At 61.5% G+C, this 23,450-nt stretch carries 21 protein-coding genes and 2 pseudogenes; 6 read left to right on the plus strand and 17 right to left on the minus strand.

Annotated features, from left to right (window positions below):
* Nucleotides 1-40: 40 nt before the first annotated feature.
* Nucleotides 41-793, minus strand: coding sequence for an ABC transporter substrate-binding protein (locus tag ACZZZU_RS17410; RefSeq protein ID WP_463551307.1), 753 nt, complete (start codon nt 791-793; stop codon nt 41-43).
* A 17-nt stretch (nt 794-810) separates the two neighbouring features.
* A complete protein-coding gene (locus ACZZZU_RS17415; RefSeq protein WP_122493474.1) occupies nt 811-1,584 on the minus strand; it encodes an ABC transporter ATP-binding protein in 774 nt (257 codons plus the stop codon).
* Nucleotides 1,585-1,942: 358 nt separating this feature from the next.
* Here ACZZZU_RS17415 and ACZZZU_RS17420 point away from each other — a divergent pair, with 358 nt between their 5' ends.
* The 3 genes and pseudogenes from ACZZZU_RS17420 to ACZZZU_RS17430 all read left to right on the plus strand — a co-directional run.
* Nucleotides 1,943-2,812, plus strand: a complete 870-nt coding sequence (locus tag ACZZZU_RS17420; RefSeq protein ID WP_463551308.1) for a helix-turn-helix transcriptional regulator — start codon at nt 1,943-1,945, stop codon at nt 2,810-2,812.
* Nucleotides 2,813-3,275: 463 nt separating this feature from the next.
* Nucleotides 3,276-3,980 (plus strand): annotated as a pseudogene (locus ACZZZU_RS17425) (PAS domain-containing protein); the annotation flags it as partial.
* Nucleotides 3,981-4,085: 105 nt separating this feature from the next.
* Nucleotides 4,086-4,547: pseudogene (locus ACZZZU_RS17430) on the plus strand (methyl-accepting chemotaxis protein); the annotation flags it as partial.
* Between the two features lie 278 nt (nt 4,548-4,825).
* On the opposite strand, the gene ppa reads toward ACZZZU_RS17430, so the two are convergent.
* From ppa to exaC, 8 genes are all read right to left on the minus strand, one after another.
* Entirely contained in the window at nt 4,826-5,353 is a 528-nt protein-coding gene (gene ppa, locus ACZZZU_RS17435; protein ID WP_122453923.1) for an inorganic diphosphatase, read from the minus strand.
* 102 nt (nt 5,354-5,455) lie between these two features.
* Nucleotides 5,456-6,274, minus strand: coding sequence for a M90 family metallopeptidase (locus tag ACZZZU_RS17440; RefSeq protein WP_463551309.1), 819 nt, complete (start codon nt 6,272-6,274; stop codon nt 5,456-5,458).
* A 12-nt stretch (nt 6,275-6,286) separates the two neighbouring features.
* Nucleotides 6,287-6,943: a DedA family protein gene (locus ACZZZU_RS17445; RefSeq protein ID WP_122493470.1), complete on the minus strand. Its 657-nt coding sequence runs from the start codon at nt 6,941-6,943 to the stop codon at nt 6,287-6,289.
* Between the two features lie 234 nt (nt 6,944-7,177).
* Nucleotides 7,178-7,633 carry a GNAT family N-acetyltransferase gene (locus ACZZZU_RS17450; protein ID WP_122453926.1) on the minus strand — a complete coding sequence of 152 codons (456 nt, stop codon included), beginning with the start codon at nt 7,631-7,633 and terminating at the stop codon, nt 7,178-7,180.
* Between the two features lie 126 nt (nt 7,634-7,759).
* Nucleotides 7,760-8,587 (minus strand): ethanolamine ammonia-lyase subunit EutC, encoded by an 828-nt coding sequence (eutC, locus tag ACZZZU_RS17455; protein ID WP_463551310.1) that lies wholly within the window; start codon nt 8,585-8,587, stop codon nt 7,760-7,762.
* A gap of 97 nt (nt 8,588-8,684) precedes the next feature.
* Nucleotides 8,685-10,079 (minus strand): ethanolamine ammonia-lyase subunit EutB, encoded by a 1,395-nt coding sequence (locus ACZZZU_RS17460; protein ID WP_463551311.1) that lies wholly within the window; start codon nt 10,077-10,079, stop codon nt 8,685-8,687.
* Nucleotides 10,080-10,257: 178 nt separating this feature from the next.
* Nucleotides 10,258-11,628, minus strand: a complete 1,371-nt coding sequence (gene eat / locus ACZZZU_RS17465; RefSeq protein ID WP_463551312.1) for an ethanolamine permease — start codon at nt 11,626-11,628, stop codon at nt 10,258-10,260.
* Between the two features lie 334 nt (nt 11,629-11,962).
* A complete protein-coding gene (exaC, locus tag ACZZZU_RS17470) occupies nt 11,963-13,483 on the minus strand; it encodes an acetaldehyde dehydrogenase ExaC (RefSeq protein ID WP_463551313.1) in 1,521 nt (506 codons plus the stop codon).
* A gap of 318 nt (nt 13,484-13,801) precedes the next feature.
* Between exaC and ACZZZU_RS17475 the strand changes: the two genes are divergently transcribed.
* Nucleotides 13,802-15,712 carry a sigma-54-dependent Fis family transcriptional regulator gene (locus tag ACZZZU_RS17475; protein WP_463551314.1) on the plus strand — a complete coding sequence of 637 codons (1,911 nt, stop codon included), beginning with the start codon at nt 13,802-13,804 and terminating at the stop codon, nt 15,710-15,712.
* Here the strand turns inward: ACZZZU_RS17475 and ACZZZU_RS17480 are convergent.
* Nucleotides 15,709-16,839: a GGDEF domain-containing protein gene (locus ACZZZU_RS17480; RefSeq protein WP_463551315.1), complete on the minus strand. Its 1,131-nt coding sequence runs from the start codon at nt 16,837-16,839 to the stop codon at nt 15,709-15,711. The genes ACZZZU_RS17475 and ACZZZU_RS17480 overlap by 4 nt on opposite strands.
* 195 nt (nt 16,840-17,034) lie before the next feature.
* Between ACZZZU_RS17480 and ACZZZU_RS17485 the strand changes: the two genes are divergently transcribed.
* Nucleotides 17,035-17,499 (plus strand): hypothetical protein, encoded by a 465-nt coding sequence (locus ACZZZU_RS17485; RefSeq protein WP_463551316.1) that lies wholly within the window; start codon nt 17,035-17,037, stop codon nt 17,497-17,499.
* 106 nt (nt 17,500-17,605) lie between these two features.
* Here the strand turns inward: ACZZZU_RS17485 and ACZZZU_RS17490 are convergent, their stop codons facing one another.
* Genes ACZZZU_RS17490 through ACZZZU_RS17510 form a run of 5 tightly spaced genes read right to left on the minus strand, consistent with a single transcriptional unit; the run spans nt 17,606 to nt 20,797 of the window.
* Nucleotides 17,606-18,163: a DUF4136 domain-containing protein gene (locus ACZZZU_RS17490; protein WP_463551317.1), complete on the minus strand. Its 558-nt coding sequence runs from the start codon at nt 18,161-18,163 to the stop codon at nt 17,606-17,608.
* A gap of 50 nt (nt 18,164-18,213) precedes the next feature.
* A complete protein-coding gene (locus ACZZZU_RS17495; protein WP_463552150.1) occupies nt 18,214-18,819 on the minus strand; it encodes a DUF4136 domain-containing protein in 606 nt (201 codons plus the stop codon).
* A 35-nt stretch (nt 18,820-18,854) separates the two neighbouring features.
* Nucleotides 18,855-19,604, minus strand: coding sequence for a methyltransferase domain-containing protein (locus ACZZZU_RS17500; protein WP_463381603.1), 750 nt, complete (start codon nt 19,602-19,604; stop codon nt 18,855-18,857).
* Complete coding sequence (locus ACZZZU_RS17505) at nt 19,601-19,906, minus strand: nucleotide pyrophosphohydrolase (RefSeq protein WP_122493460.1); 306 nt, start codon at nt 19,904-19,906, stop codon at nt 19,601-19,603. The genes ACZZZU_RS17500 and ACZZZU_RS17505 overlap by 4 nt, the downstream gene beginning before the upstream one ends.
* Before the next feature lie 39 nt (nt 19,907-19,945).
* The gene (locus tag ACZZZU_RS17510; protein WP_463551318.1) at nt 19,946-20,797 is read right to left on the minus strand and encodes a MaoC family dehydratase; all 852 of its coding nucleotides are present in this window, start codon (nt 20,795-20,797) and stop codon (nt 19,946-19,948) included.
* A gap of 184 nt (nt 20,798-20,981) precedes the next feature.
* Here ACZZZU_RS17510 and ACZZZU_RS17515 point away from each other — a divergent pair, with 184 nt between their 5' ends.
* The gene (locus tag ACZZZU_RS17515; RefSeq protein ID WP_463551319.1) at nt 20,982-21,977 is read left to right on the plus strand and encodes an AraC family transcriptional regulator; all 996 of its coding nucleotides are present in this window, start codon (nt 20,982-20,984) and stop codon (nt 21,975-21,977) included.
* A 10-nt stretch (nt 21,978-21,987) separates the two neighbouring features.
* Here the strand turns inward: ACZZZU_RS17515 and ACZZZU_RS17520 are convergent, their stop codons facing one another.
* Nucleotides 21,988-23,340 carry a 3-oxoacyl-ACP reductase gene (locus ACZZZU_RS17520; RefSeq protein ID WP_463551320.1) on the minus strand — a complete coding sequence of 451 codons (1,353 nt, stop codon included), beginning with the start codon at nt 23,338-23,340 and terminating at the stop codon, nt 21,988-21,990.
* Between the last annotated feature and the right edge of the window lie 110 nt (nt 23,341-23,450).

Below are 23,450 nucleotides of genomic sequence, written 5' to 3' on the forward strand. Positions count from 1 at the left end.
CGCGGTTTCAACGCAGCATGGCCGACGGCCAGGAGGCCGCTTAGTAGATGCTAAAGGGGAAGTATTTGTCGTTGATCTTCTTATAGGTCCCGTCCGCAATGATTTCCTTCAGCGCGGCATTCAACTTCTCGCGCAGCGGGTCTTTTTTGCGGACGGCGATGGCGATTTTGTCGTTGTCGAACACCGGGTCGCCTTTGAATTCGAAGCTTTTACCGGTTTCGCTTTTCAGCCATTCCCAGTTCACGAATTTGTCGGCGAGCACGCCATCAACGCGGCCGGAGGCCAGGTCGAGGTAGGCGTTTTCCTGGGTGTCGTAGAGCTTGATGTCGACGACATCGGCCATGTTGTCTTCCAGCCAGGTGCCGGCGATGGTGGCGCGCTGGGCACCGATCACTTTGCCTTTGAGGCTGGCCTTGTCGGTTTTGAACGGTTTGTCTTTGGGGGCAATGAATTGCAGCTTGTTGGTGTAGTACGCGTCGGTGAAGTCGACGGCGTTCTTACGTTCTTCGGTGATCGACATCGAGGCGGCGAGGAAGTCGAACTTCTTGGCGTTCAGGGCGGGAATGATGCCGTCCCAATCGGAGGTGACCACTTCGCACTCGGCCTTCATTTTTGCGCACAAGGCTTGGGCAATTTCTACGTCGAAGCCGCCGACCTGGCCGCTCGCGTCGATCAGGTTGAACGGTGGGTAGGCGCCTTCGGTGCCGATTTTCAGTTTGTCAGCGGCGACGGCACCAGTGCCGAACGCCAGGGTAGCGGCCGCGGCCAGCAGTATCTTTTTGTAGTTCTGCATGGGGTTGTTGCTCCGTGTTAGCGATTGCTGGACATGAATTGCTTGCAGCGCGCCGAGTTCGGATTGCTGAACACCTGCTCGGGCGATCCTTGTTCCTCCACCAGGCCCTGGTGCAGAAACACCACTTCACTGGACACCTGGCGGGCGAAATTCATTTCGTGGGTGACCAGCAGCATGGTCCGGCCTTCTTCGGCGAGCGCGCGAATAACATTAAGCACTTCCTGGACCATTTCCGGGTCGAGTGCCGAGGTGGGCTCGTCGAACAGAATCACTTTGGGTTGCATGGCCAGGGTGCGGGCGATGGCGGCGCGCTGCTGTTGGCCGCCGGACAGTTGCGCCGGGTACACGTGGCGTTTGTCGCCGATGCCCACTTTGGCCAGCAACGCTTCGGCCCTTTCGGTGGCTTCGGCTTTGCTCAAACCCAGCACGCGACGCGGCGCCTCGATGATGTTGTCGAGCACCGTCATGTGCGGCCACAGGTTGAAGTTCTGGAACACAAAGCCAATTTCGCTGCGCAGGCGGTTGATCTGCTTGTTGTCCGCCGCGACCAGTTCGCCGTGCTTGCCCGCTTTGAGCTTGAGCGCTTCGCCGGCCACTAGGATTTCGCCCTTGTGTGGGTTTTCCAGCAGGTTGATGCAGCGCAGAAAAGTGGATTTGCCAGAACCGGAAGAGCCGAGGATCGAGATCACGTCGCCGTCACGGGCGGTAAGCGAGATGCCCTTGAGCACCTCGAGGTCGCCGTAGCGTTTGTGCAGATTACGGATTTCGAGCGCGGGCGTTGCCTCGGCCATGGGGTGTCCTCTTGTTCTTGGGTGCGCTGAATGCGGCGACTTTCCTGGCGAGGCTGCAACCTAGCATAGCGTCGGAAGAGCAGCCAAGACCGCCCAAGTGGCTATTTGGCTGCCTGCCGAAATGGTGTCGCATCGGCGCAAGTGGCTGGCGCGAGGATGCAAAACGAGGCGGCATTTCGTAATGCGGTGTGGGAAAAGGCGTTGCGGTGATCGTTGGGCTTCGCTGCGCTCAACCCAACCTACGCCAGGCTCGTAGGTTGAGTTGAGCAGCGCGAAGCCCAACGATCGTCCACATGTGTAGTCATTTAAGACATATCCATGTTAATTACGCAGCGTCGTTCAACGCTTTGAGGCTGCCATGAAACGCAAGCAATCGATCGAGCAGGTCCGTTGGGACCTGGCCCTGCGTTATCGCCTGATCGAAACCGTGGCGTGGTGGGAGGGGCGGCTAACCACGGGGCATCTGATGCAAAGCTTTGGCATCAGCCGGCAGCAGGCCTCGAAAGATATCAACAGTTACCTCAGCGAATACGCGCCGAATAACCTCGACTACGACAAGCACCTGAAGGGCTACGTGCCCAGCGCAACGTTCAAGCCACTGTTTATTGACGACAGCGCCAGCGCCTATTTGCACCTGCTTAACCAAAACCACGAGCGGGCGCCGCACATCGAGGGCTTGGCATTGGCCTATGCCCATACCGAAGTGCTGACCGTGCCCGACCGCTCGGTGCGCCCACAGGTGCTACGCCCGCTGTTGCGCGCCTGCCGCGAAGGGCTGCGTTTGGAGTGTGAATACGTGTCGCTGGCCAATCCGCTCGCCGAGACGCGCCTGATCGCGCCGCACACCTTGGTGTACACCGGAATGCGCTGGCACGTGCGCGCCTATTGCGAGAAGAACCGCGACTACCGTGATTTTGTATTGAGCCGCCTGCGCGGCGTGCCTGATGTGCTGGATGAGTCTGAACACGGCATTGAGTCCGACGCTGGCTGGGCGGCGCAGGTCGACGTGATTATCGAACCGGATTCACGCCTGAGTGCCGAGCAGAAAGCGATCATCGAAATCGACTACGGCATGCACGAGGGCCAGCTTCGGGTCGCTAGCCGTGGCGCGCTGGTGCAGTACGTGCTGCAGCGCTACCAACTCGACGCGACCAAGGTGCAAAGCAAAGCCAGCGCCCAGCAGATTGTGGTGGCCAATATCGATGCCTTGCAGCCTTGGCTTTACTAACGCGCCCACTTACTCGGCCGAGCCGTAGGCCAGATGCGCCGTCAGCCAAAAGAAGGCGGCAACGGCGAGCAGAATGTGCGCGTTATTCAGAGCTGCGTTGATAAACCACATGATCAAACCTCCAACGAAACGGTGTGGCTGAACCCTAAGCCGCCAACGTTCACGGGTCGATCTGTCCACTTTTCGTGCGTAATCTTTTCGCACAGGTGTATTTCCCTCCCTTCGCTGCGCCAGCTGCGTGTCTGCCGAGCGTCGTGTGCCGCTCGTCTACCCCAATCAAAATACTTGTACGAGGGCATTCGGTTTGTACAAGTATTTTGATAATGTCGCGCTGATGTCAGTCGGCCACCCATTTCCCTACACCGCCGCCCGACTCCATGAATGAGGTCATGCAATGTTTTCCAAGAATTTGAAGCTTGAGCTGACAGCCAGGACGGCTGAAGTGGAGGGATTCAAAGGATTGATGGCTGCGCTGGAGCGCTCGATGGCGGTTGTAGAGTTTGATTTGGAAGGCCGGGTTATCCGCGCCAATCAGAATTTTTTGAACGTGATGGGTTACCGCGCCGACCAAGTGGCGGGCAAAGCGCATCGCGAGTTCTGCACGCCTGCCCATGTCGGCAGCAAGCAATACAGTGATTTCTGGACGGCGCTGCGGGCGGGTGAATTTGTTTCCGGCACCTTTCAGCGCCTGGATAGCAAAGGCCAGAACGTGTGGTTGGAAGCCAGCTACAACCCGGTGCTGGATGCCAATGGCCGCGTGCTGAAGGTGGTGAAGTACGCCATGGACGTCACCGAGAAACTCATTCGCGAGCGCGATGCCCGCGCCAAGCTGGTGGCGATTGATCGGGCCATGGCGATTGTGGAGTTCGATCTGCACGGCAACATTCTCACGGCCAACGAAAACTTCGTGCACACCATGGGCTACGGCCTTAATGAGATTGTCGGCAAGCCGCACAAACTGTTTTGCGAGGCGGCGCTGGTCAAGAGCGCGGAATATGCCGACCTTTGGCGCGGGCTGAATCGCGGCGAAATTCGCGGTGGGCAGTTCAAGCGATTGGCCAAACATGGTCGGGTGGTGTGGTTGGAAGCGACCTACAACCCGGTGTACGACGCCGAAGGCAAGCTGTGCAAAATCGTGAAGTTCGCCAGCGACATCACCGAGCGTGTCGAAAAACAACAGAACGACGCCCGCAGCGCCTCGCGTGCTTATCACATCTCCGCTGAAACCGAGAAAACCGCCGAACACGGTACGCAAGTGATTCAGGAAACCGCGCGGGAAATGCGTCAGATCGCCGAAAACATCGGCGCTTCGGCCAAGCTCATCACGCAACTGGGCGCACGTTCCGAGCAAATCACCGCCATCGTTAACACCATTCGCGGCATCGCCGACCAAACCAACCTGCTCGCGCTTAACGCCGCTATTGAAGCAGCACGGGCGGGCGATCAGGGCCGAGGTTTTGCCGTGGTGGCCGACGAAGTGCGGCAACTGGCCGGGCGCACCAGCGGCTCCACCGCCGAGATCGCCGAACTGATCGGGCAGATTCTCAAAGAAACCCGCGAAGCCGTGACCAGCATGAACCTGACCCAGGAAGTGGCAAACCACGGCGTCACCCTCGCCGACCAGGCCGGCGCCGTAATCGTACAAATCCGCGATGGCGCCAGTGGGGCAGTGGAAGCCGTGAGTATGTTTGCGGCGACGCAGGAAAATGCGGAGCGAGTGGGGGCGTTTGCTTAGAGGAATGGGGGCGCTGCTAAGAGCATCGCGGCTAAAGCCGCTCCTACAAAAAAACGGAAGCGAGTTTCTAAAAAATAGTCGCTCCAGCACATCTCAAGATTGAGCGAGCTAGAGCGGGGCAATCCTAGTCAGGCCGAGCAAAAAAAGGTTTTGAAGCGCAGTGGGCTGTAGCCCATGAGCATTCAAAACCTTTTTTTAACGCAGCCCCGCCGACGCGCAGCCAATCGCTTAATAACGAAAAGCCGGCTTGTGGCCGGCTTTTTGTGGGCTGTTTTGGCTTATTTTTGGTAAGCCGCAACCGCCTTCAAAATCTCAGCACGGGCCGCTTCCGCGTTGCCCCAGCCTTCAACCTTGACCCATTTGCCTTTCTCGAGATCTTTGTAGTTCTCGAAGAAGTGCTTGATTTGCTCAAGCAACAGCGGGGGCAGGTCGGTGTATTCCTTGATGTCGACATACAGCTGCGACAGCTTGTCGTGTGGTACGGCGATCAGTTTGGCGTCGCCGCCGGCTTCGTCGGTCATGTGCAGAACGCCGACTGGGCGCGCGCGAATCACTGCGCCTGGGGAAACTGGGTACGGGGTAACGACCAATACGTCGAGGGGGTCGCCGTCATCCGCCAGGGTGTTGGGGATGTAGCCGTAGTTGGCTGGGTAGAACATGGGGGTGGCCATGAAACGGTCGACGAACAGGCAGTCGCTGTCTTTGTCGATTTCGTATTTGATCGGCGCGTGGTTGGCCGGAATCTCGATGGCGACGTAGATGTCGTTCGGCAGGTCTTTGCCGGCCGGGATCTTGCTGTAGCTCATGGGTTCGCTTCCCTAGGTTGGCCAATCAAACTTGGCCGGTTACCGGCCAAAAAGTGGGCGCGATTATAGGCATATTCGCCCGCCGTTACCATGCTTGGCGACTCAGCCGTTGGTCTCGTTCTGCCCTGAAACGGCGTGCTGTTCGAGGCGGCGCAGTCGTTGAAGCGGGTCTTGTCGGTAGAACGTTTGCAGTTGCACGTACACATTTGGGTAGGCCTGCATCAGCTGATCCGGGGCGCTAAAGAAGTATTCGCTGGTGACGGCAAAGAACTCCGCCGGGTTTTCGGCCGCGTAGGGGTCGATGGCGGTTTCGGCGTCGGGGTTGTCATCCAGTTGGCGGTTCAGGTCGTCGTACGCGCTTTGCATGGCGCTCGACCATTCTTCCAGGCGCATCGAGCGATGCAGCGGCGGCAAGCCATTGGCATCGCCGTTGAGCATGTCCAGCTTGTGCGCCAGTTCGTGAATCACCAGGTTGTAGCCGTCCCAGTTGCCGCTGCTGAGCACGCCGGGCCAGGCGAGAATCACCGGGCCTTGCAGCCACGCTTCGCCGCTGTGCTCGCCGTCCCACTCATGCTCGATGCCGTTGGGGTCGCGATGGCGTTGAGGGCTGACGAAGTCGCCGGGGTACAGCACGATCTCATGGAAGCCCTGATACCAGTCGAGGTCCGGCAAGTGCAGCAACGGCAATTGGGCGAGGGCGGCGAGGTGCAGGCGATCGTCACCGTGCAGCTCGACGCCGGGCAGGGCGGTCAGGCGTTTGGCGTGAATGAACAGCACGGCGCGACGCTTCAGTCGCTGCAATTCCTCGTCACTCAAGCCTTCGAGTATCGGCAACCGCCGCACCACCCGCGCCCAGCTTTGGGGCGGGACCGGGTGCTTTTCAAGAATCCGACGCTCACGCCAGCCGCGAAGAAACCACATGGCGCGGGCTGATCAGTTGGCCGAGTCGGGCGCGGCTTCCGGGCGCAGGCGATGGTGCAGCCAGCCAATCACCATGGGCAGCAAGCTCAAGCCGATCACCACGAGAATCATCAGTGACAGGTTGTCTTTCACAAACGGCGCGTTGCCGAAGAAGTAGCCCAACGTCACCAAACCGCCTACCCACGCCACGGTGCCCAAGGCGCTGAAGCCGAGGAAACGCAGATACGGCATACGGCCGATGCCCGCAACGAAAGGCGCGAAGGTACGGACGATGGGCAGGAAGCGCGCCAGGGTTACGGTTTTGCCGCCGTGGCGGTCGTAGAAGTCGTGGGTGCGTTGCAGGTAGTCGCGGCGGAAGATTTTCGATTTGGGGTTGCTGAACAGCCGCTCGCCCACATTTCGCCCGATCACATAGTTGGTGCTATCGCCCAGCACGGCGGCGAACATCAGCAGGCCGGCCAGCAGCACCGGGTCCATGCTGCCGGTGGCGCACATGGCGCCGGCGATAAACAGCAGCGAGTCGCCTGGCAAAAACGGCATCACCACCAGGCCGGTTTCGCAAAAAATAACCAGGAACAAGATGGCGTAAATCCACACGCCATAGTTGGCCACCAGCACGGCCAGGTAATTGTCCAGGTGCAGAATCAGATCAATCGGGTTGAATTCCATATGACGCCTATTGCGCTGAGGGAAAAGAGCACTGGCGTTCGATAGCCGGTAGGTCGGTCGGCATTATAAGAGCAAGGTCTGGGGGTCGCGCTGCAGTTTGTTGCAACAGATGTCTGTCGAAACGACCGATGGCCAACCCGCCTAATTCACTGCCCTGCGTTGGTGCGCCCCATATTGCAGCGCCCACGCTTGACGCCGCGCTTGAGCCTAGCGCGGCCGTATGAACGGTTTAAGTCAGTCGCTGTTGATGGGCAGCACGTAGTTTTTGAATTGGCTGTCTTCGCGAAAACCGATGGACTCGTACACCTTCTGCGCCACCTCGTTGTTGCTGCTGGTGGACACGCGCATGCGCACGGCGTTGGTTTCCTTGGCCATTTTCTTCGCCGTTTGCAGCAGACGATCCGCCACCAACTGCCGGCGCGCGTCTTCGGCCACATAGATGTCGTTGAGAATCCACACACGTTTGAGCGACAGCGAGGAATAGCTCGGGTACAGCTGGCAAAAGCCCATCAGCTTGTCTTCGTCGTCCGCCAGGGCCAGGTAAATGACGGACTCTTTACGGCGCAGGCGCACTTCCAGAAATTTGCGCGAGGAGTCCGGGAACGGCAGCTCACCATAGAACTCGCGGTATTTGACGAACAACGGCGTCAACAGATCCAGGTGTTCCAGAGTGGCTTGGACAATGCGCATGGTGGCCTCGACTGCAATGAATAAGGGCTGCGCTGGCGGCGCGGGGCACGGCCAGGGTTGCCGAGATGCTGCCTGTGGTGGCTAGAAAGCGCAATCCAAGCAAGCGTTTGATTCTGACGGTGGCGGTTATGACTTCGGTGCGTCGAGTAAGAAGTTGTGGCGCATGTCCTGAGGGTTTTCCGAATCCAGGCTGTGCACTTCGGCTTCGTCCTTAAGGTGCACGCCAGACAACTGCCGCCGACACGCCTCGCGCATCAAGTACAGCAGGCGATGGGCCGCCATGCCATAACTCAGGCCTTCGAGGCGCACATTGGAAATGCAGTTGCGGTAGGCATCGGTCAAACCCACCTTGGGCGCATAGGTGAAGTACAGGCCCAGGCTGTCGGGCGAGCTCAACCCCGGCCGTTCGCCGATTAGGATCACCACCATCTTGGCGCCCAGCAGCTGCCCCACTTCGTCGGCCACCGCCACGCGTCCCTGTTCCACCAGCACCACCGGCGACAGGCTCCAGTTATCGGCCGCCGCCTGTTCTTCAAAACGCTGCAAAAACGGCAGGCTGTGGCGATGCACCGCCAAGGCGGAGAGGCCATCGGCGATGACAATGGCCAGGTCAACGCCGCCGGGGTTGGCCTGGGCATAGTCGCGCAAGGCTTGCGCCGATTCCTCGTTGAGCTTACGGCCCAGGTCTGGCCGTTGCAGGTAACTGTGGCGGTCGGCGGCGGCGCTGTGCAGCAGCAGCGTGTCGCTCCCACGTTCGGCCAGTTGCGCGCTGAGGACGGCGTGGTCGAACGGCAGGTGCACGGCATCGCGCGCCTGGGCGTGGGCGAATTGGAAATCGAGTTGCGCACGGGTTGGCAGGCTGGTGCCGGCGCGGCCCAAGGCGATGCGCGCTGGCGTGAGGCGGCGTAATTCCTGCCAGGGGTTGTCGATGCTGCCGGTGATTTCGTTTTCCATCGTTCGTCCTTACGCGACCTGTGGGAGAGGCTTCAGCCTCGATGCTCTTAAAGCACAAACATCAAGGCTGAAGCCTCTCCCACAGGTGGGGCGGAAATTAATTCAACTGCGCCAACGCTTGGCGAAACGCGGGCGGCAGCTGCTCGCCAAAGCGCACGCGGCCATCGGCCTGGGTGAAGATGCCCATGCGTTGCAGCCAGGCTTCGAACTCCGGCGCCGGGCGCAGGCCCAGGGTTTGCCGGGCATACAGCGCGTCGTGAAACGAGGTGGTCTGGTAATTGAGCATGATGTCGTCCGAGCCCGGAATGCCCATGATGAAGTTGATGCCCGCCACGCCCAGCAAGGTCAGCAGCGTGTCCATGTCGTCCTGATCGGCCTCGGCATGGTTGGTGTAGCAAATGTCGCAACCCATCGGCACGCCCAGCAACTTGCCGCAGAAGTGATCTTCCAGCCCGGCGCGAATGATCTGCTTGCCGTTGTACAGGTACTCCGGGCCGATAAAGCCGACCACGGTGTTGACCAGAAACGGCTTGAAATGCCGCGCCACCGCATAGGCGCGGGTTTCGCAGGTTTGTTGGTCAACGCCGTGGTGCGCGTTGGCCGACAGCGCGCTGCCCTGGCCGGTTTCGAAATACATCAGGTTGTTGCCCAGCGTGCCGCGCTTGAGGCTCAGCCCCGCTTCGTAGCCTTCTTGCAGCACGTTCAGGCTGATGCCGAAACTGGCATTGGCCGCCTCGGTGCCGGCGATGGACTGAAACACCAGGTCCAGCGGCACGCCGCGTTCAATGGCGGCAATCGAGGTGGTGACGTGGGTCAGCACGCAGGCCTGGGTGGGGATTTCGTAGCGCTGAATGATGGCGTCGAGCATTTCCAACATGGCGCAGATCGAAGCGATGCTGTCGGTGGCCGGGTTGATGCCGATCATGGCGTCGCCATTGCCGTACAGCAGGCCGTCAAGAATGCTCGCGGCAATGCCGGCGGGCTCGTCAGTGGGGTGGTTCGGCTGCAAGCGGGTGGACAAACGCCCCTGCAAACCCAGCGTGCCGCGAAATTGCGTGACCACGCGAATCTTCTGCGCCACCAACACCAGATCCTGCACCCGCATTATTTTAGACACCGCCGCTGCCATCTCCGGCGTCAGCCCCGGCGCCAGCGCGCGCAAGCTGTTCTCGTTGGCGTGGTCACTGAGCAACCAGTCGCGAAAGCCACCCACGGTCAGGTGACTGACCGGGGCGAAGGCGAGGGCGTCGTGGGTGTCGATGATCAGGCGGGTGACTTCATCCTGTTCATACGGAATCAGCGCTTCATCGAGAAAGTGTTTGAGCGGGATATCCGCCAGGGCCATTTGCGCGGCGACGCGCTCGCCGTCGTTGCTGGCCGCAACTTCAGCCAGGTAGTCGCCCGAGCGCGCGGGGCTGGCCTTGGCCATTACTTCCTTGAGGCTGTCGAACCGATAGGTTTCGTTGCCCACTGCGTGGGAAAAACTGGCCATAGGCACTCCTTCTTGTGGCTGCAAAAGCCCATTTGCCATGTGCTTGGTTTTAAAACATGAGTGTTCTGAAACCTTAGCCGGTAAGCGCATCGCAGATGGGGCTTGCTTCACTTTTTCTCGCTGCAAAGACTGGGCCCGCAATGCGGGCCCAGGTCGAACGTTGATTAAAGACGGGCGATCAGACGCCGTTGAGCATGGCGTCTGCTGGCGCGTTGGCGCGCTGGGTAGCGGTCAACAGGAAGTAGACGAAGCCCACCGCCATGAAGCCCAGGAAGATCAAGCCAATGGTGGGGTTGAAGTAGGCCATCGCCACCAGACACACCAATGCCAGCGCCAGGGCAATGCCTGGGATGATCGGATAGCCCGGCGCGCGGAAGGTGCGCTCCAGGTTCGGCTCGGATTTACGCAGCTTGAACAGGCTGAGCATGCTGATGATGTACATCACGATGGCGCCGAACACCGACATGGTGATCATCGCGGCAGTCAGGCTCATGCCCTGGAGGTTAATCAGGCCGTCGCTGTAGATGGCGGCGATGCCCACCAGGCCGCCGACGATGATGGCGCGGTGCGGTGTCTGGAAGCGCGACAGTTTCGCCAGGCCTTTAGGCAAGTAGCCAGCGCGGGCCAGGGCGAAGAACTGACGGGAGTAACCGAGGATGATGCCGTGGAAGCTCGCCACCAGGCCGAACAGGCCGATCCACACCAGCATGTGCATCCAGCCGGAGTTTTCCCCGACCACGGCTTTCATCGCTTGTGGCAGCGGGTCGTTGATGCCTGAGAGCTTGGTCCAGTCGCCTACGCCACCGGCCATGATCATCACGCCCACGGCGAGGAACACCAGGGTCAGAATGCCGCTGATATAGGCTTTAGGGATGGTGCGTTTCGGGTCTTTCGCTTCCTCGGCCGCCATGGCCGCGCCTTCGATGGCCAGGAAGAACCAGATGGCAAACGGAATGGCCGCGAAGATGCCGGAAATCGACGCCGCGCTGAACTCGTTCTGGCCAGACCAGCCGTTGAGCACGAAGTTACTGAAGCTGAAGCCCGGCGCCACAACGCCCATAAACACCAGCAGTTCAGCCACGGCGAGCACGGTGACCACCAACTCGAAGGTGGCGGCGATGCGCACGCCGAGAATGTTCAAGGTCATAAACACAAAGTACGCGCCGACGGCGGCGTGCTTGGGGTCCAGTGCCGGGAACTGCACGTTCAGGTAAGCACCGATAGCCATGGCAATGGCGGGTGGCGCGAACACGAACTCGATCAGCGTGGCCAGGCCGGCAATCAAGCCCGCCTTCTCGCCGAAGGCACGACGGCTGTACGCGAACGGGCCGCCGGCGTGGGGAATGGCGGTGGTCAGTTCGGTGAAGCTGAAGATAAAACAGGTGTACATCGCCGCCACCATCAATGCGGTGACGAGAAAGCCCAACGTGCCAGCGGTGCCCCAGCCATAGCTCCAGCCAAAGTACTCGCCGGAAATCACCAGGCCTACGGCAATGCCCCATAAATGCAGGGTGCCAAGCGTGGGTTTTAGTTGTGTTGTTGTAGTCATGTATGGACCCGCCCTGAGTGGTGAACCGTTCAGAAAGACAGGTGCCATCACGCAACGGCCATGCCAGGCGCAACAAAATGTTGCGGCGCGGTGGGAAAAGGTCGCGTTTGGAAAGGGTGTGGGTCGTTTTTGGTTTTTGCGTGGAAGTGACTGGTGGGTCGGTGTTTTAGGCAGGGGTGGTGGGGCGCGGAAATGGTGCAGCAAAAGCACCCTCACCCCAACCCTCTCCCGCAAGCGGGAGAGGGAGCAGATCGGTGTCTACAGGCAAAACGCGAACTGGCTCCCCTCGCCCGCTTGCGGGAGAGGGGCTGGGGGTGAGGGGCCGTTCAGCCTCTTAGAAAAACCCCAACGGATTAATGTCGTAGCTCACCAGCAAATTCTTGGTCTGCTGGTAGTGGTCCAACATCATCTTGTGCGTCTCGCGCCCCACGCCGGATTTCTTGTAGCCGCCAAAGGCCGCATGCGCCGGATACAGGTGGTAGCAGTTGGTCCACACGCGCCCCGCCTTGATGGCACGGCCCACGCGATAGGCGCGGTTGATGTCACGCGTCCACAGGCCGGCGCCCAGGCCAAACTCCGTATCGTTGGCAATCGCCAGCGCTTCGGCTTCATCTTTGAAGGTGGTAATGCTCACCACCGGGCCAAAGATTTCTTCCTGGAACACGCGCATTTTGTTGTTGCCCTTGAGCAGGGTCGGCTGGATGTAATAGCCCGACGACAGGTCGCCCGACAATTGCTCAACCTTGCCGCCGGTCAGCAGCTCTGCCCCTTCGCTTTTGGCGATTTCCAGGTACGAGAGAATTTTGTCGAATTGCTGCTCGGAGGCCTGGGCGCCGACCATGGTGTCGGTGTCGAGCGGGTCGCCACGTTTGATCTGGCTGATCTTCTTCATCACTTCCTGCATGAATGCCGGATAGATCGACTCCTGCACCAGTGCGCGCGACGGGCAGGTGCACACTTCGCCCTGGTTGAAGAACGCCAGCACCAAGCCTTCGGCGGCCTTTTCGATAAAGCTCGGCTCGGCCTGCATGATGTCTTCGAAAAAGATATTCGGGCTCTTGCCGCCCAGCTCCACGGTGCTCGGAATAATGTTTTCCGCCGCGCATTTCATGATGTGCGAGCCCACAGGCGTCGAGCCGGTGAAGGCGATTTTGGCGATGCGTTTGCTGGTGGCCAGCGCCTCGCCTGCTTCCTTGCCAAAGCCTTGCACCACATTGAGTACGCCCGGTGGCAGCAAGTCGCCAACCAGTTCCAGCAGCACGCAAATGCCCAGCGGGGTTTGCTCGGCGGGCTTGAGCACCACGCAGTTGCCTGCGGCGAGTGCCGGGGCGAGTTTCCAGGCGGCCATGAGCAGGGGGAAGTTCCACGGAATGATCTGCCCGACCACGCCTAGCGGTTCGTGAATGTGGTACGCCACAGTGTGTTCGGTGATTTCTGCCGCCGAACCTTCCTGCGCGCGCAGGCAGCCGGCGAAGTAGCGGAAATGGTCGGCAGCCAATGGAATGTCAGCGTTCAGGGTTTCGCGTACCGCTTTGCCGTTGTCCCAGGTTTCGGTGACGGCCAGCACTTCGAGGTTGGCTTCAATGCGGTCGGCGATTTTCAGCAACACCAGCGCGCGGTCTTGCGCCGAGGTTTTGCCCCAGGCGTCTGCGGCGGCGTGGGCGGCGTCGAGGGCTTTGTCGATGTCTTCGGCAGTGGAGCGGGGGAATTCGGCGATAGGCTTGCCGTTAACCGGCGAAGTATTGGTGAAGTACTGGCCTTTTACCGGGGCCACGAACTCACCGTTGATGTAGTTGCCGTAGCGGTTCTTGAAGGAAACGATGGCGCCGCTGGTGCCCGGATGTGCGTATTGCATGGTGAAGTTCTCCTGGCTTTTTTGTGCTTTTAGGAAGCGCGTTCAATTGCGCTGGGTTAAGCGTAGAGCAAGCCCTGAGCCAGGCCTCATTGAAAACGCCCGAATGGCGGCTGACAGCGGATTGGCGGCCGCTCTGCGCCGGGGCTTTGGCGCGATTGGTTAATGAGCGGGCGGATATGCAACAGCGGCGGTGACAGTTTGTCCCATTCTTGGTACAGCCGCCGCGCGGCGGGCAGGCTATGCTCAGCGCGGCCTTGGCGCTCGAAACGGCAAACCGCTCGATAACCAGCCAAGCGCACACTGCGGAGAACAATAACAATGCAGAGTCAATTCAACCGTCACACCCAACAGGTGATGACGCTGGCCCAAGGCAAAGCCCAATTCGACGGGCCTGCCGCCGACCCCTCCATCGCCCGCTCGTGGCTGCGCTGTCTGCAGGACCATCACCTCGATCCCGGCCAAACCATGGCGCCCACCGTGCTGGAACATGCGCGCGTGCTGGAACGTCGCGAGCGGTTGCAGCAGGTGCTGGAGATTGCCAGCGGCGAGATGACCAGCCTCTATCAGCAACTGGCCGGCGCCGGTCATGCCGTGCTGCTCACCGATGCGCGCGGCGTCATTCTTAACAGCGTGACCGGCAACTCTGAGCGCAAAAGTTTCGAGCGCGCCGGCCTGTGGCTGGGCGCCGACTGGAGCGAAGCCTGCGAGGGCACCAACGGCATCGGCACCTGCCTGATCGAACGCCAGGCGCTGACTATTCACCAGGACGAACACTTTCGCGGCCAGCACACCGGGCTCACCTGCTCGGCCAGTCCGGTGTTCGACTGCCAGGGCGATTTGCTCGCCGTGCTGGACGTGTCGTCGGCGCGCGCAGACGTTTCGCGCCAGAGCCAGTTTCACACCATGGCGCTGGTCAACCTGTCGGCCAAGATGATCGAGAGCTGCTATTTCCTGCGGCGCTTCGAGGGCCAGTATTTGCTGCGCTTCCACGTGCAGGCCGAATACGTTGGGTTGTTCAGCGAAGGCCTGCTGGCGTTCGACGGTGACGGGCGCATCAGCGCGGTGAACCAGAGCGCCATGAACCTGCTCGGCGACCAGCGCGGCAACCTGATCGGCAAGCCGTTGGAAAGCTTTTTTGATTGCCGTCTGGACGAGTTGCTAGGCCGCGCCAACCTTGCCAGCAGTTGGCCGCTGCGCACCCACAATGGCCGCGCCTTGTTCGCCCAACTACGCGGGGTGGCGCGCAGCCAACCGAGCGCCCTCAGCCCGTCCATCAGCCGCTTGGCCAGCAAGCAATTGCCGGCCGACATTCCCGCCAGCTTGTGCGTGGCCGATGTGGCCTTGCAGCGCGAGTTTCGTCGCGCCTTGCGGGTTTACGAGCGCGACGTGCCGCTGCTTATCAACGGCGAAACCGGCACCGGTAAAGAGGCCTTCGCCAAGGCCATTCACCAGGCCAGTTCGCGTGTTGGCAAGGCGTTTGTCGCGCTCAACTGCGCGGCGATTCCGGAGAGCCTGATCGAGAGCGAGCTGTTTGGGTATCGCGGCGGCAGTTTTACCGGCGCGCGCAAGGAAGGCATGAGCGGCAAGCTGCAACAGGCCGACGGCGGCACCCTGTTTCTCGATGAAATCGGCGACATGCCACTGGCCATGCAAACCCGCCTGTTGCGCGTGCTAGAAGAGCGTGAAGTGGTGCCTATCGGCGGCACGGCGCAGGCGGTGAACGTACGCGTGATCAGCGCCACGCACCGCGAACTGGGCGAACACGTGGCCGCTGGCAGTTTTCGCGAAGACTTGTTTTACCGCCTCAACGGCCTGGTGCTAACGCTGCCGCCGTTGCGCGAGCGTAGCGACCGCGAGCAGTTGCTGGCGCATTTGCTAGCTGAGGAAAGCCAGGGCCAAACCCTGCGCTTGGACGCCGACGCGCGCCAGGCGCTGCTCGATTACGCCTGGCCCGGCAATGTTCGGCAGCTGCGCAATGTGCTGCGCACGCTGGTGGCCTTGTGTGAGGGCGAGCGCATCAGCCTTAGTGAGTTACCGGCTGAGCTGCGCCAGCGGCAACGACCGGCGACCCTGCAGACCGAGGCGCCGCTGAACGCCGCCGAGCGCAGTACTTTGCTGGCGACGCTCAATCAGCAGCACTGGCACATGAGCCGCACGGCCGAGCAATTGGGCATCAGCCGTAACACGCTGTACCGCAAGTTGCACAAGCACGGGATCGAGCGGCCTTAAGCCGTAGCCGCCACTTCCAGGCGGTCGCGGCCATTGGCTTTGGCTTGGTAGAGCGCGCGGTCGACGCGCTGGAAGAAATGCTCGGCGTCGTGGTCGCGCTTCGCATCGAAGCGACCGACGCCAACGCTGGTGGTCAGCGGCAGGTGCTCACCCTGTAGGTCAATGCCGTTGCTGGCCAGGTCTTGGCGGAACTGCTCGGCCAATGCTTGCGCCTGTTCCAGCGAGGTGTTGGGCATAAGCACGCCGAACTCCTCACCGCCCAAACGCAACAGCGCGTCGCTGTCACGGCGAAACACCTGGCGCATGCGCTGGGCGAATTCACTGAGGCAGGCATCGCCGCCGGAATGGCCGCGCTGGTCGTTCACTTTCTTGAAAAAGTCTATATCCAGCAGCACCAGCGCCAGCGGTTCGCCGGTGCGCTTGGCGGTGGCCACCATGTTCTGGAACAGGCTGTTGAATTGGTAGCGGTTGCCCAGCTGCGTCAGCGTATCGGTGCGGCTCAGTTGGTCGAGCGTGGCCTGTTGCTGCAGCAGGCGCAGCTCCAAATTCAGCGTGCCGAGGTACTCGCGGTGGCTGCGGTTCAGGGCCAGCAGCAAGTAGCTGAGGTAGAACAACAGCGTCACCAACTGCGTGTGGCCGTCGCGCCAGTCCAAGGCCATCACGGCCAGGCCGGGTACATACAGCAGCAGAATGGCGATGAACGCGCGCTTCTTGCGCATGGCGAAATTGAAGGTCATCGCCGTGCTGAAGGCCACGGTGCTGAGGGTGGCGATCATGGCCGAGTCGGCGAAAGCGTCGCTGTACAGCGCCCAGGCGTGGGCTTGGCCCCAGCACAACGCGGTCAGCAGCACCAAACCCCAGTGGCGGTCGAGCCAGCGTTGCAGCTGTTCCTGACTCTGAGCGTGCGGCGGCGTATGCAGTAAGCGTGCGGTCATCAGCCCGGCGAAAAGCAGGCTGCCGGCGATACCAGTGATGAGCAGAGAACCTGGCGCGGGGCTGAACAGCCACGTCAGGAGCCAGGCCAGTAGGTAATAGATGCCGCCAAGGCGCGTGCGCACGCAAGTGTCTTGAACTTCACGCCAAAGGGCGAAGGCCTGGGGTGAACGCGGTAATTCGGCGTCGGTCATTTTTTGTGATCACAGGAATCTGCATTCACGGAGCATAGTGCTTCGCCGGTGAAAAAAATATCAAAACGCTATCACTTGGCCAGCTTTGCGCTGTGCGCGTAGCGACCATTCGTCAAACACCTTGCACTTCCTGCGTAGCGCAGCGGCCCAACGTGAGTACATCAGACAATGAGCCTGCGGCTCGGGGAGTGACAGATGAACCGATTCAATCGCAAGCCGGCCTTGTTGGGCGCGGCATTTGTACTGGCCTTGAGCGCGAGCGCCTCAAGCTTTGCCTTGGATGGTGGCGCGCCCGGTCGTGCGGTCCAAGGCGCGAACCCTGGTGGGGCTGCGAGCCAAGGCGGAACTGGCGCCGGTAACACAGGCAACGGCGTGAACAGCGGCGGCGCCACCACTAACGGCTCGAACACCAATGGCTTCAACAGCAACGGCTACAACAACAACACCAACAGCAGCGGCACCATCAACAACGGCGCCGACACCAATACCAATGGCACCAATAACAACGGCGGCAACATGAATGGCGGCCAGATGAATAACCAGGGCTCGGGCAGCATTGGCACCGGCACGGGCAGCGGAACCAACACGGGCGGCACGCTGGAAGATCAGCGTCGCGCCAGTGGTGAAGCGATGGAGCGTGAGCGTACTGGCGAACAGTAACGGCTAGCGCAAGATCCCTGTAGGAGCGGCTGGGCGGCATTCCGATTAGCCGCGATGCTTTTAAGATCGATCAAGAGCATCGCGGCTGAAGCCGCTGCCACTGAAGTCAGCGCGGCGGATACTGGCTGAGGATTTTCGCCACGGTGTCGCGAATCGCCGCCTCGCGCTCAACCGGTGTGGATTGGTTGTTGCGCACGATCTGCTCGGCGCTGCCGCGCCACACCAATTTGCCATCTTTGGCATCGAATAAATCAACCTGCACGGTGCCGACTTTGTAGTCGACGTTGCGGGTTTCGGTGTATCCCGGGCCGCCCCAGTAACCATTCCAATAACCGCCCCAGGCGCCACCGTAGGTGGTGCTCACCTGATCGGTACGGTTTTCGACAATCAACCACGCTTGCACGGTCACGTCGCCTTTGCCGCCGGCCGGGGCCAAGCGCACACCGCGCTGATCGAGCTGCTCGCTGACTGCCGCACGAATGCGCTGTTCAGTGAGGTCGCTTTTAATCCGTGGATCATCCGGGCTGTACTGCAAGGCCGGCTCTTTCCAGGTGAAGGTGCGGTACGCGGCGAAGTCGCGGTTCTTGTCGAAATCCTGATTGAGCTGGGCGTTCTGGCAAGCGGCCAACAGCAGAAGCAGGGGAATGACCAGCAGTCGTTTCATGGCAAATCTCCCTTCAAAGCGCGGGTGCTGCGCTGAAGTGTAGTGATGACTCAGCGAGGCGGATACGCGCTGAGGGCTTTGTTCACGGCTGAGCGCAACGCGTCTACGCGCTCGCTCTGGCTGCCACGGTGGGCGGTTTCGGCGCTGCCATTCCAGATGCTTTGGTGGTTGCGCGCATCGATCAGCTCGATGCGCACCACCTGCACCTCTTCTTCGTAAGTGCGCATGACCGGAACGCTGCCATACACACCGCCGTAATTGTTGCCGTATGGCCCGCGGCCGTAATACGAGCCGTAGTCGTCGCGCTCCTGGCGCAGACGCCGTTCGACACGCACATCGGCGCGCACCTGCACATCGGCTACGGCGCCTTGGCGAGCCGGACGCAGGCCGCGTTGGTCGAGGCTGTTGCTGAGAATATCGGCCATCTGCTCCGGCGTGGCGCCAGCCGTACCGCCGGGCAAGCGCCCGTTCTCCCATGCCCACGTTTGGTAGCGCCCGTAATCACGAGGTGCCGCCGGATAAGCACTCAGGTCGAGCGTCTGCGCCGCTGCTGTTGGCGCCGGGGGCAGGGGGTTGGACGTGGCGGTGTAGGGGTTTTGGCTTTGGCAAGCCGCCAGGCCCAGGCAGCAGGTCAGCAGAAGCAAACGGCAGTTCATCATGCGCACCTCATTTTTACGGCAGCGCCGCCGCGTTACAGCGGGCGGCAAATCCAATGCAGGTAGCGGCCGAGGCCCATGAAACTTGGATGGCGACGGTGAGCCAGTTCCATTTCCAGCAGGTCGAGCAACTGCGCTTTGTGCTGAAAGTCGCTGGGCATGTAGTCGTGAAAAACCCGCACGCCGCTCTGGCTTTCGACTCGCCAAGCCGTGGCGAGTTGCGTCGCCAGTTCGCGTGGGTCAAGCGGCATCTGCGGCGTGAGGCTTTGTTTCTCGCCGGCGAACTCTTCTTTGCGCAATTTGCGGAAATGGCCTTTGAGCAGGTTGCGGTAGATCAGCGCGTCTTTGTTGTAAAAGGCCAGCGACAGCCAGCCGCCCGGCGCGGTGAGCTGGTGCAACACCGGCAGAATGGCATGGGGCTCGGCGAGCCACTCCAACACGGCGTGGCACACCACGAGGTCGTAGCGGTCGGTGAGTTGACCGAGCAAGTCTTGCCATGGCGCCTGGATGAATTCGGCCGGTACACCCGCTGCGGCGAAGCGTTCGCGGGCGCCTTGCAGCATCGGTTCTGCCGGTTCGGTCACGGTTACGTGGTGGCCCCGTTCAGCCAGCCACAACGACATATGGCCAAGCCCGGCGCCGATATCCAGAACACGCAGCGGGCGGTCGGGCAGCGCTTCGGCGAGGTCAGCCTGGAGCACGGCCAGGCGAATGGCCCCTTTCGCGCCGCCATAAATTTTCTCGGCGAAGCGGGTGGCCAGTTCGTCGAAATGGCGATCACTCATTTGGCGAACCGTCGCTCGTTGTCGGCAAGTTTGGCGCGCACCACCTCATTCATGTCGAGGCCGAGTTCGCTGCACATCAGCAGCAGATACAGCACGACGTCGCCGATTTCCTGGCCGGCATGAGCGAGTTTTTCAGCCGGAAGCTGGCGCGACTCGTCCTCGCTTAGCCATTGAAAAATCTCCACCAGTTCCGCCATTTCCACACTGGCGGCCATGGCCAGGTTTTTCGGGCTGTGGAAACCGCGCCAGTCGTTGGCGTCACGAATGGCGTGCAGGCGGGTGGTGAGTTCGTCGAGGTTCATGCGGCGCTCCGGGCAGAAGGGCCGCATTGTTTCATGGGGCTAGATCAGTCGCCAGCTACCGCTCATGTGCGGCACGTCGTGGTTGCCCACCAGCTTGAACTGGCCGCTGCTGGCCGGGTTGCTCGCTTGTAGGGTGACGGCACTGGGCAGCAGCACTGGTTTTTGAAAGCGCACATCGACCACATAGCCGGAGGCCGGCAGACGCTCGCCGAGCGCGGCCAGGGCGCGTCCCTTGTTCCATAAACCATGTGCGATGGCGCGCGGGAAACCGAACAGCTTGGCGCTCAGGGCTGACAGGTGAATCGGGTTGTAATCGCCCGCCACGGCGGCGTAGCGGCGGCCGATATCGGCGGGCGCTTGCCAGTGGGCAATGTCTTCCAGCGGCAAGGTAATTTCTTCGCTGCGTTCAGCCGGCTGCCCCGACAGTTTTACCCCACGGCAGAGGATGCGGCTGTCGCCTTCCCACAGCAGACCGAGCTGGTCTTCCAGGCGGGTGACCAGGCTGAACACGGCGCCTTTTTCGTGTGGCTGCAGATTTTCTACATGCACGCTGGCAATAAACGGCCCCATGCCGCCCAAAGGCCGCACGCCACGGATGCGGTTTTCCAGATGCACCAGGCCGAGCAAGGGAAACGGAAAGCTGCTGTCGGTCAGCAGCTGCATTTGCAAGGGAAACGCCAGGATATGTGGATAAACGGGCGGCAAATGGCCGTCGTCGTTGAGGCCGCAGAGCTGGCGATAACGCTCAAGTTTCTTCGCCTCCACGTTTACGGCGCAGCGCAAACCCAGGTCCGGCAAGGTCTGCCCACGCACGCCCCGACGCACGGCGGCACGCGCGAACAAGCCCGGCAGGGCAGGGGGGGCGGGTAGGTCGAGCCACGTGGTGGTCATAAGCATCCTCCTGATTTTCACAAAAACCGCGAATGCCAGCAGCTTAGACTGCCAACGCCGTGCCACATTGGCCGCTCGGCCCGAGCCGCCGGCAGGCCAGCCAATCGGCAAATGTGCGGCCTTGAGCCTGCGGGGCAAAACTGCCTAAGATGGCCGCGCCTCACGAACCTATAAGAATCCTAAAATGACGCGTGATCTGACCGACGATGTGGCGCTGATGCGCCCGGTGATCGACGCCCTGCGGGCCAGCGGAACCGATCCTGATCGGGTGCTGGCGCGGGTTGGGTTGCCGCCTGGTGGTTTGCCTGCCGGGCGCTTTCCCCATTCGGCGCAGGCGTTGTTCTGGAAAGCCGCCAGCGAAGAATGTGGCGAAGACGATGTCGGCCTGTACCTGGCCCAGCACCTGCCTGCCTTCCACGGTCTGTTGCTGGAATACCTGTTTCTCTCCAGCGAAACCTTCGGCGACGGCCTGCGCCACGCCTTGCGCTACGTGCGCTTACTCTCGGACACCCTTAACGCAAGCCTGGACGTTGACGGCGACCTCGCGACGCTGGAGCTGGGCATGCCGGCCGGCGTGCCCCGGCACTTCCCCGAAATGCTCGCCGGCGCGGTGATCCGCCTGTTTGCCGCGCTCACCGAAGGCCAGTTCAAGCCGCGCCTGGTGCAACTTATCCACAGCGAAGGCGCCGCGCCCAGCCGTTACCTCGAGGTGTACGGTTGCCCGGCGCAATTGGGCGCCGACCGCTACGCGCTGCAATTTGATGCCGACGTGCTGAACCACGCATCCCGCCACGCTGCGCCCGAACTGCTGCGTATGCACGAGTCGCTGGCGCGCCGGCAGTTGGCCGAAGTGGAGCGGCTGGATTTGGTGCGCCAGGTGCGCGAATTGATCGGCGAGTTGCTGGTCGACAGCGGCGCCACGCTCGAACAAGTGGCGGGCCGCCTGAATATGCCGCCCCGGCGCCTGCGCGAGCGCCTGGCCATGGCCGGCGTGCGCTTTAACGACTTGGTGACCGACTACCGCTGCCGGCTGGCGAAAGAGCTGCTGCTCAAGACTGACGAGCGCATCGAAGTGATCGTCGAACGCACCGGTTTTTCCGAACCCAGCACCTTCTACCGCGCCTTCAAACGCTGGGTTGGCGAAACCCCCGTTGAGTTCAGAAAGCGCGGCAAGTCCTGATCCTGCCAGGTCACGCGCCGAGCAAACTCTGCCCGCACACGCGCAGCACCTGCCCACTTACGCCGCCGCTGGTGGGCTGGGCAAACCAGGCCACGGCCTCGGCGACATCCTGCGGCAAGCCGCCTTGGCCCATCGAGTTCATACGCCGCCCGGCTTCGCGGATGGTCAGCGGAATGGCCGCGGTCATCTGCGTTTCGATAAAGCCCGGCGCCACGGCGTTGATGCTGATGCCGCGCTTGGCCAGAGCCGGCGCCCAGGCCGCCGCCAAACCGATTAGCCCAGCCTTGCTCACTGCATAGTTGCTCTGGCCCATGTTGCCGGCGATGCCGCTGATGGAGGCGAGCAGCACGACGCGGCCGTTGTCGTTGAGCTTGCCGCCATCGAGCAGCGCTTTGGTGAGAATTTCCGGGGCGCGCAGGTTAACGTCGATGACCGAATCCCAGAACGCGTCGCTCATTTTTGCCAGGGTTTTATCGCGAGTAATGCCGGCGTTGTGCACCACGATATCAACGCCATCTGGCAAGGCGGCGAGCAAGTGTTCGGCGGCGTCCGGCGCGCAGATGTCCAGCGCTACGCTGCGTCCACCGAGGCGGGCGGCGAGGGCGTCGAGCGCTTCTTTCATGGCTGGCACATCCAGCAACACCACGCTGGCGCCGTCGCGGGCCAAGGTTTCTGCGATGGAGGCGCCAATGCCACGGCTGGCGCCCGTCACCAAAGCCGTTTTGCCGCCGAGCGGGCGGCTCCAGTCGTTCACCTGAGCGCTGTTGGCATTCAGGCGCACCACTTGCCCGGAGACGTAAGCGCTTTTAGGCGACAGGAAAAACCGCAGCGCGCCTTCCAACTGGTCTTCGGCGCCCTTGCTCACATACAGCAACTGCACGCTGCCGCCACGGCGGATTTCCTTGCCGAGCGAGCGGGTGAACCCTTCCAGTGAGCGCTGGGCGCTGGCGGCGAACGGGTCCTTTAGCGACTCCGGCGCACGCCCCAGCACGACCACGCGCGGACACATATCAAGCCCTTTGAGCGCCGGCTGGAAAAACGCACGCAGCTGTTTCAACTCATCGGCCGAGGTGATGGCGCTGGCGTCGAACACCAGCGCTTTGAGCTTGGGGCCGTGTTCGGCGGTCCAGCGGCTCAGGCCGAACAGGCCGTCTTCGCTGGCAAAAGCCTGATCGGTGAGACGGTTGAGAAAGGTGCTGGTGGCTTCGGCCAACACGCCGCCACTGATCAGCAGCGCCCCGTCGACCGGCCGCATGCGCCCGGCCGTCCAGCGCTCCAGCCGCACCGGCGAGGGCAGGCCGAGGGCACCGACCAGGCGGCGACCGGTGGGGGAATTGGCGAAGTTCAGGTAACGATCAGACATGGCAGAAAGCTCCAGCAGGAGAATCAAATGTAGGCTCACTCTACGCAGACCGACAGCGCGCGCAATTGACCGCGCCGCTTGCGGCACTGGCAAGGCGGCCAATGCGACAA

The organism is Pseudomonas sp. AC136 (genome assembly GCF_979258585.1).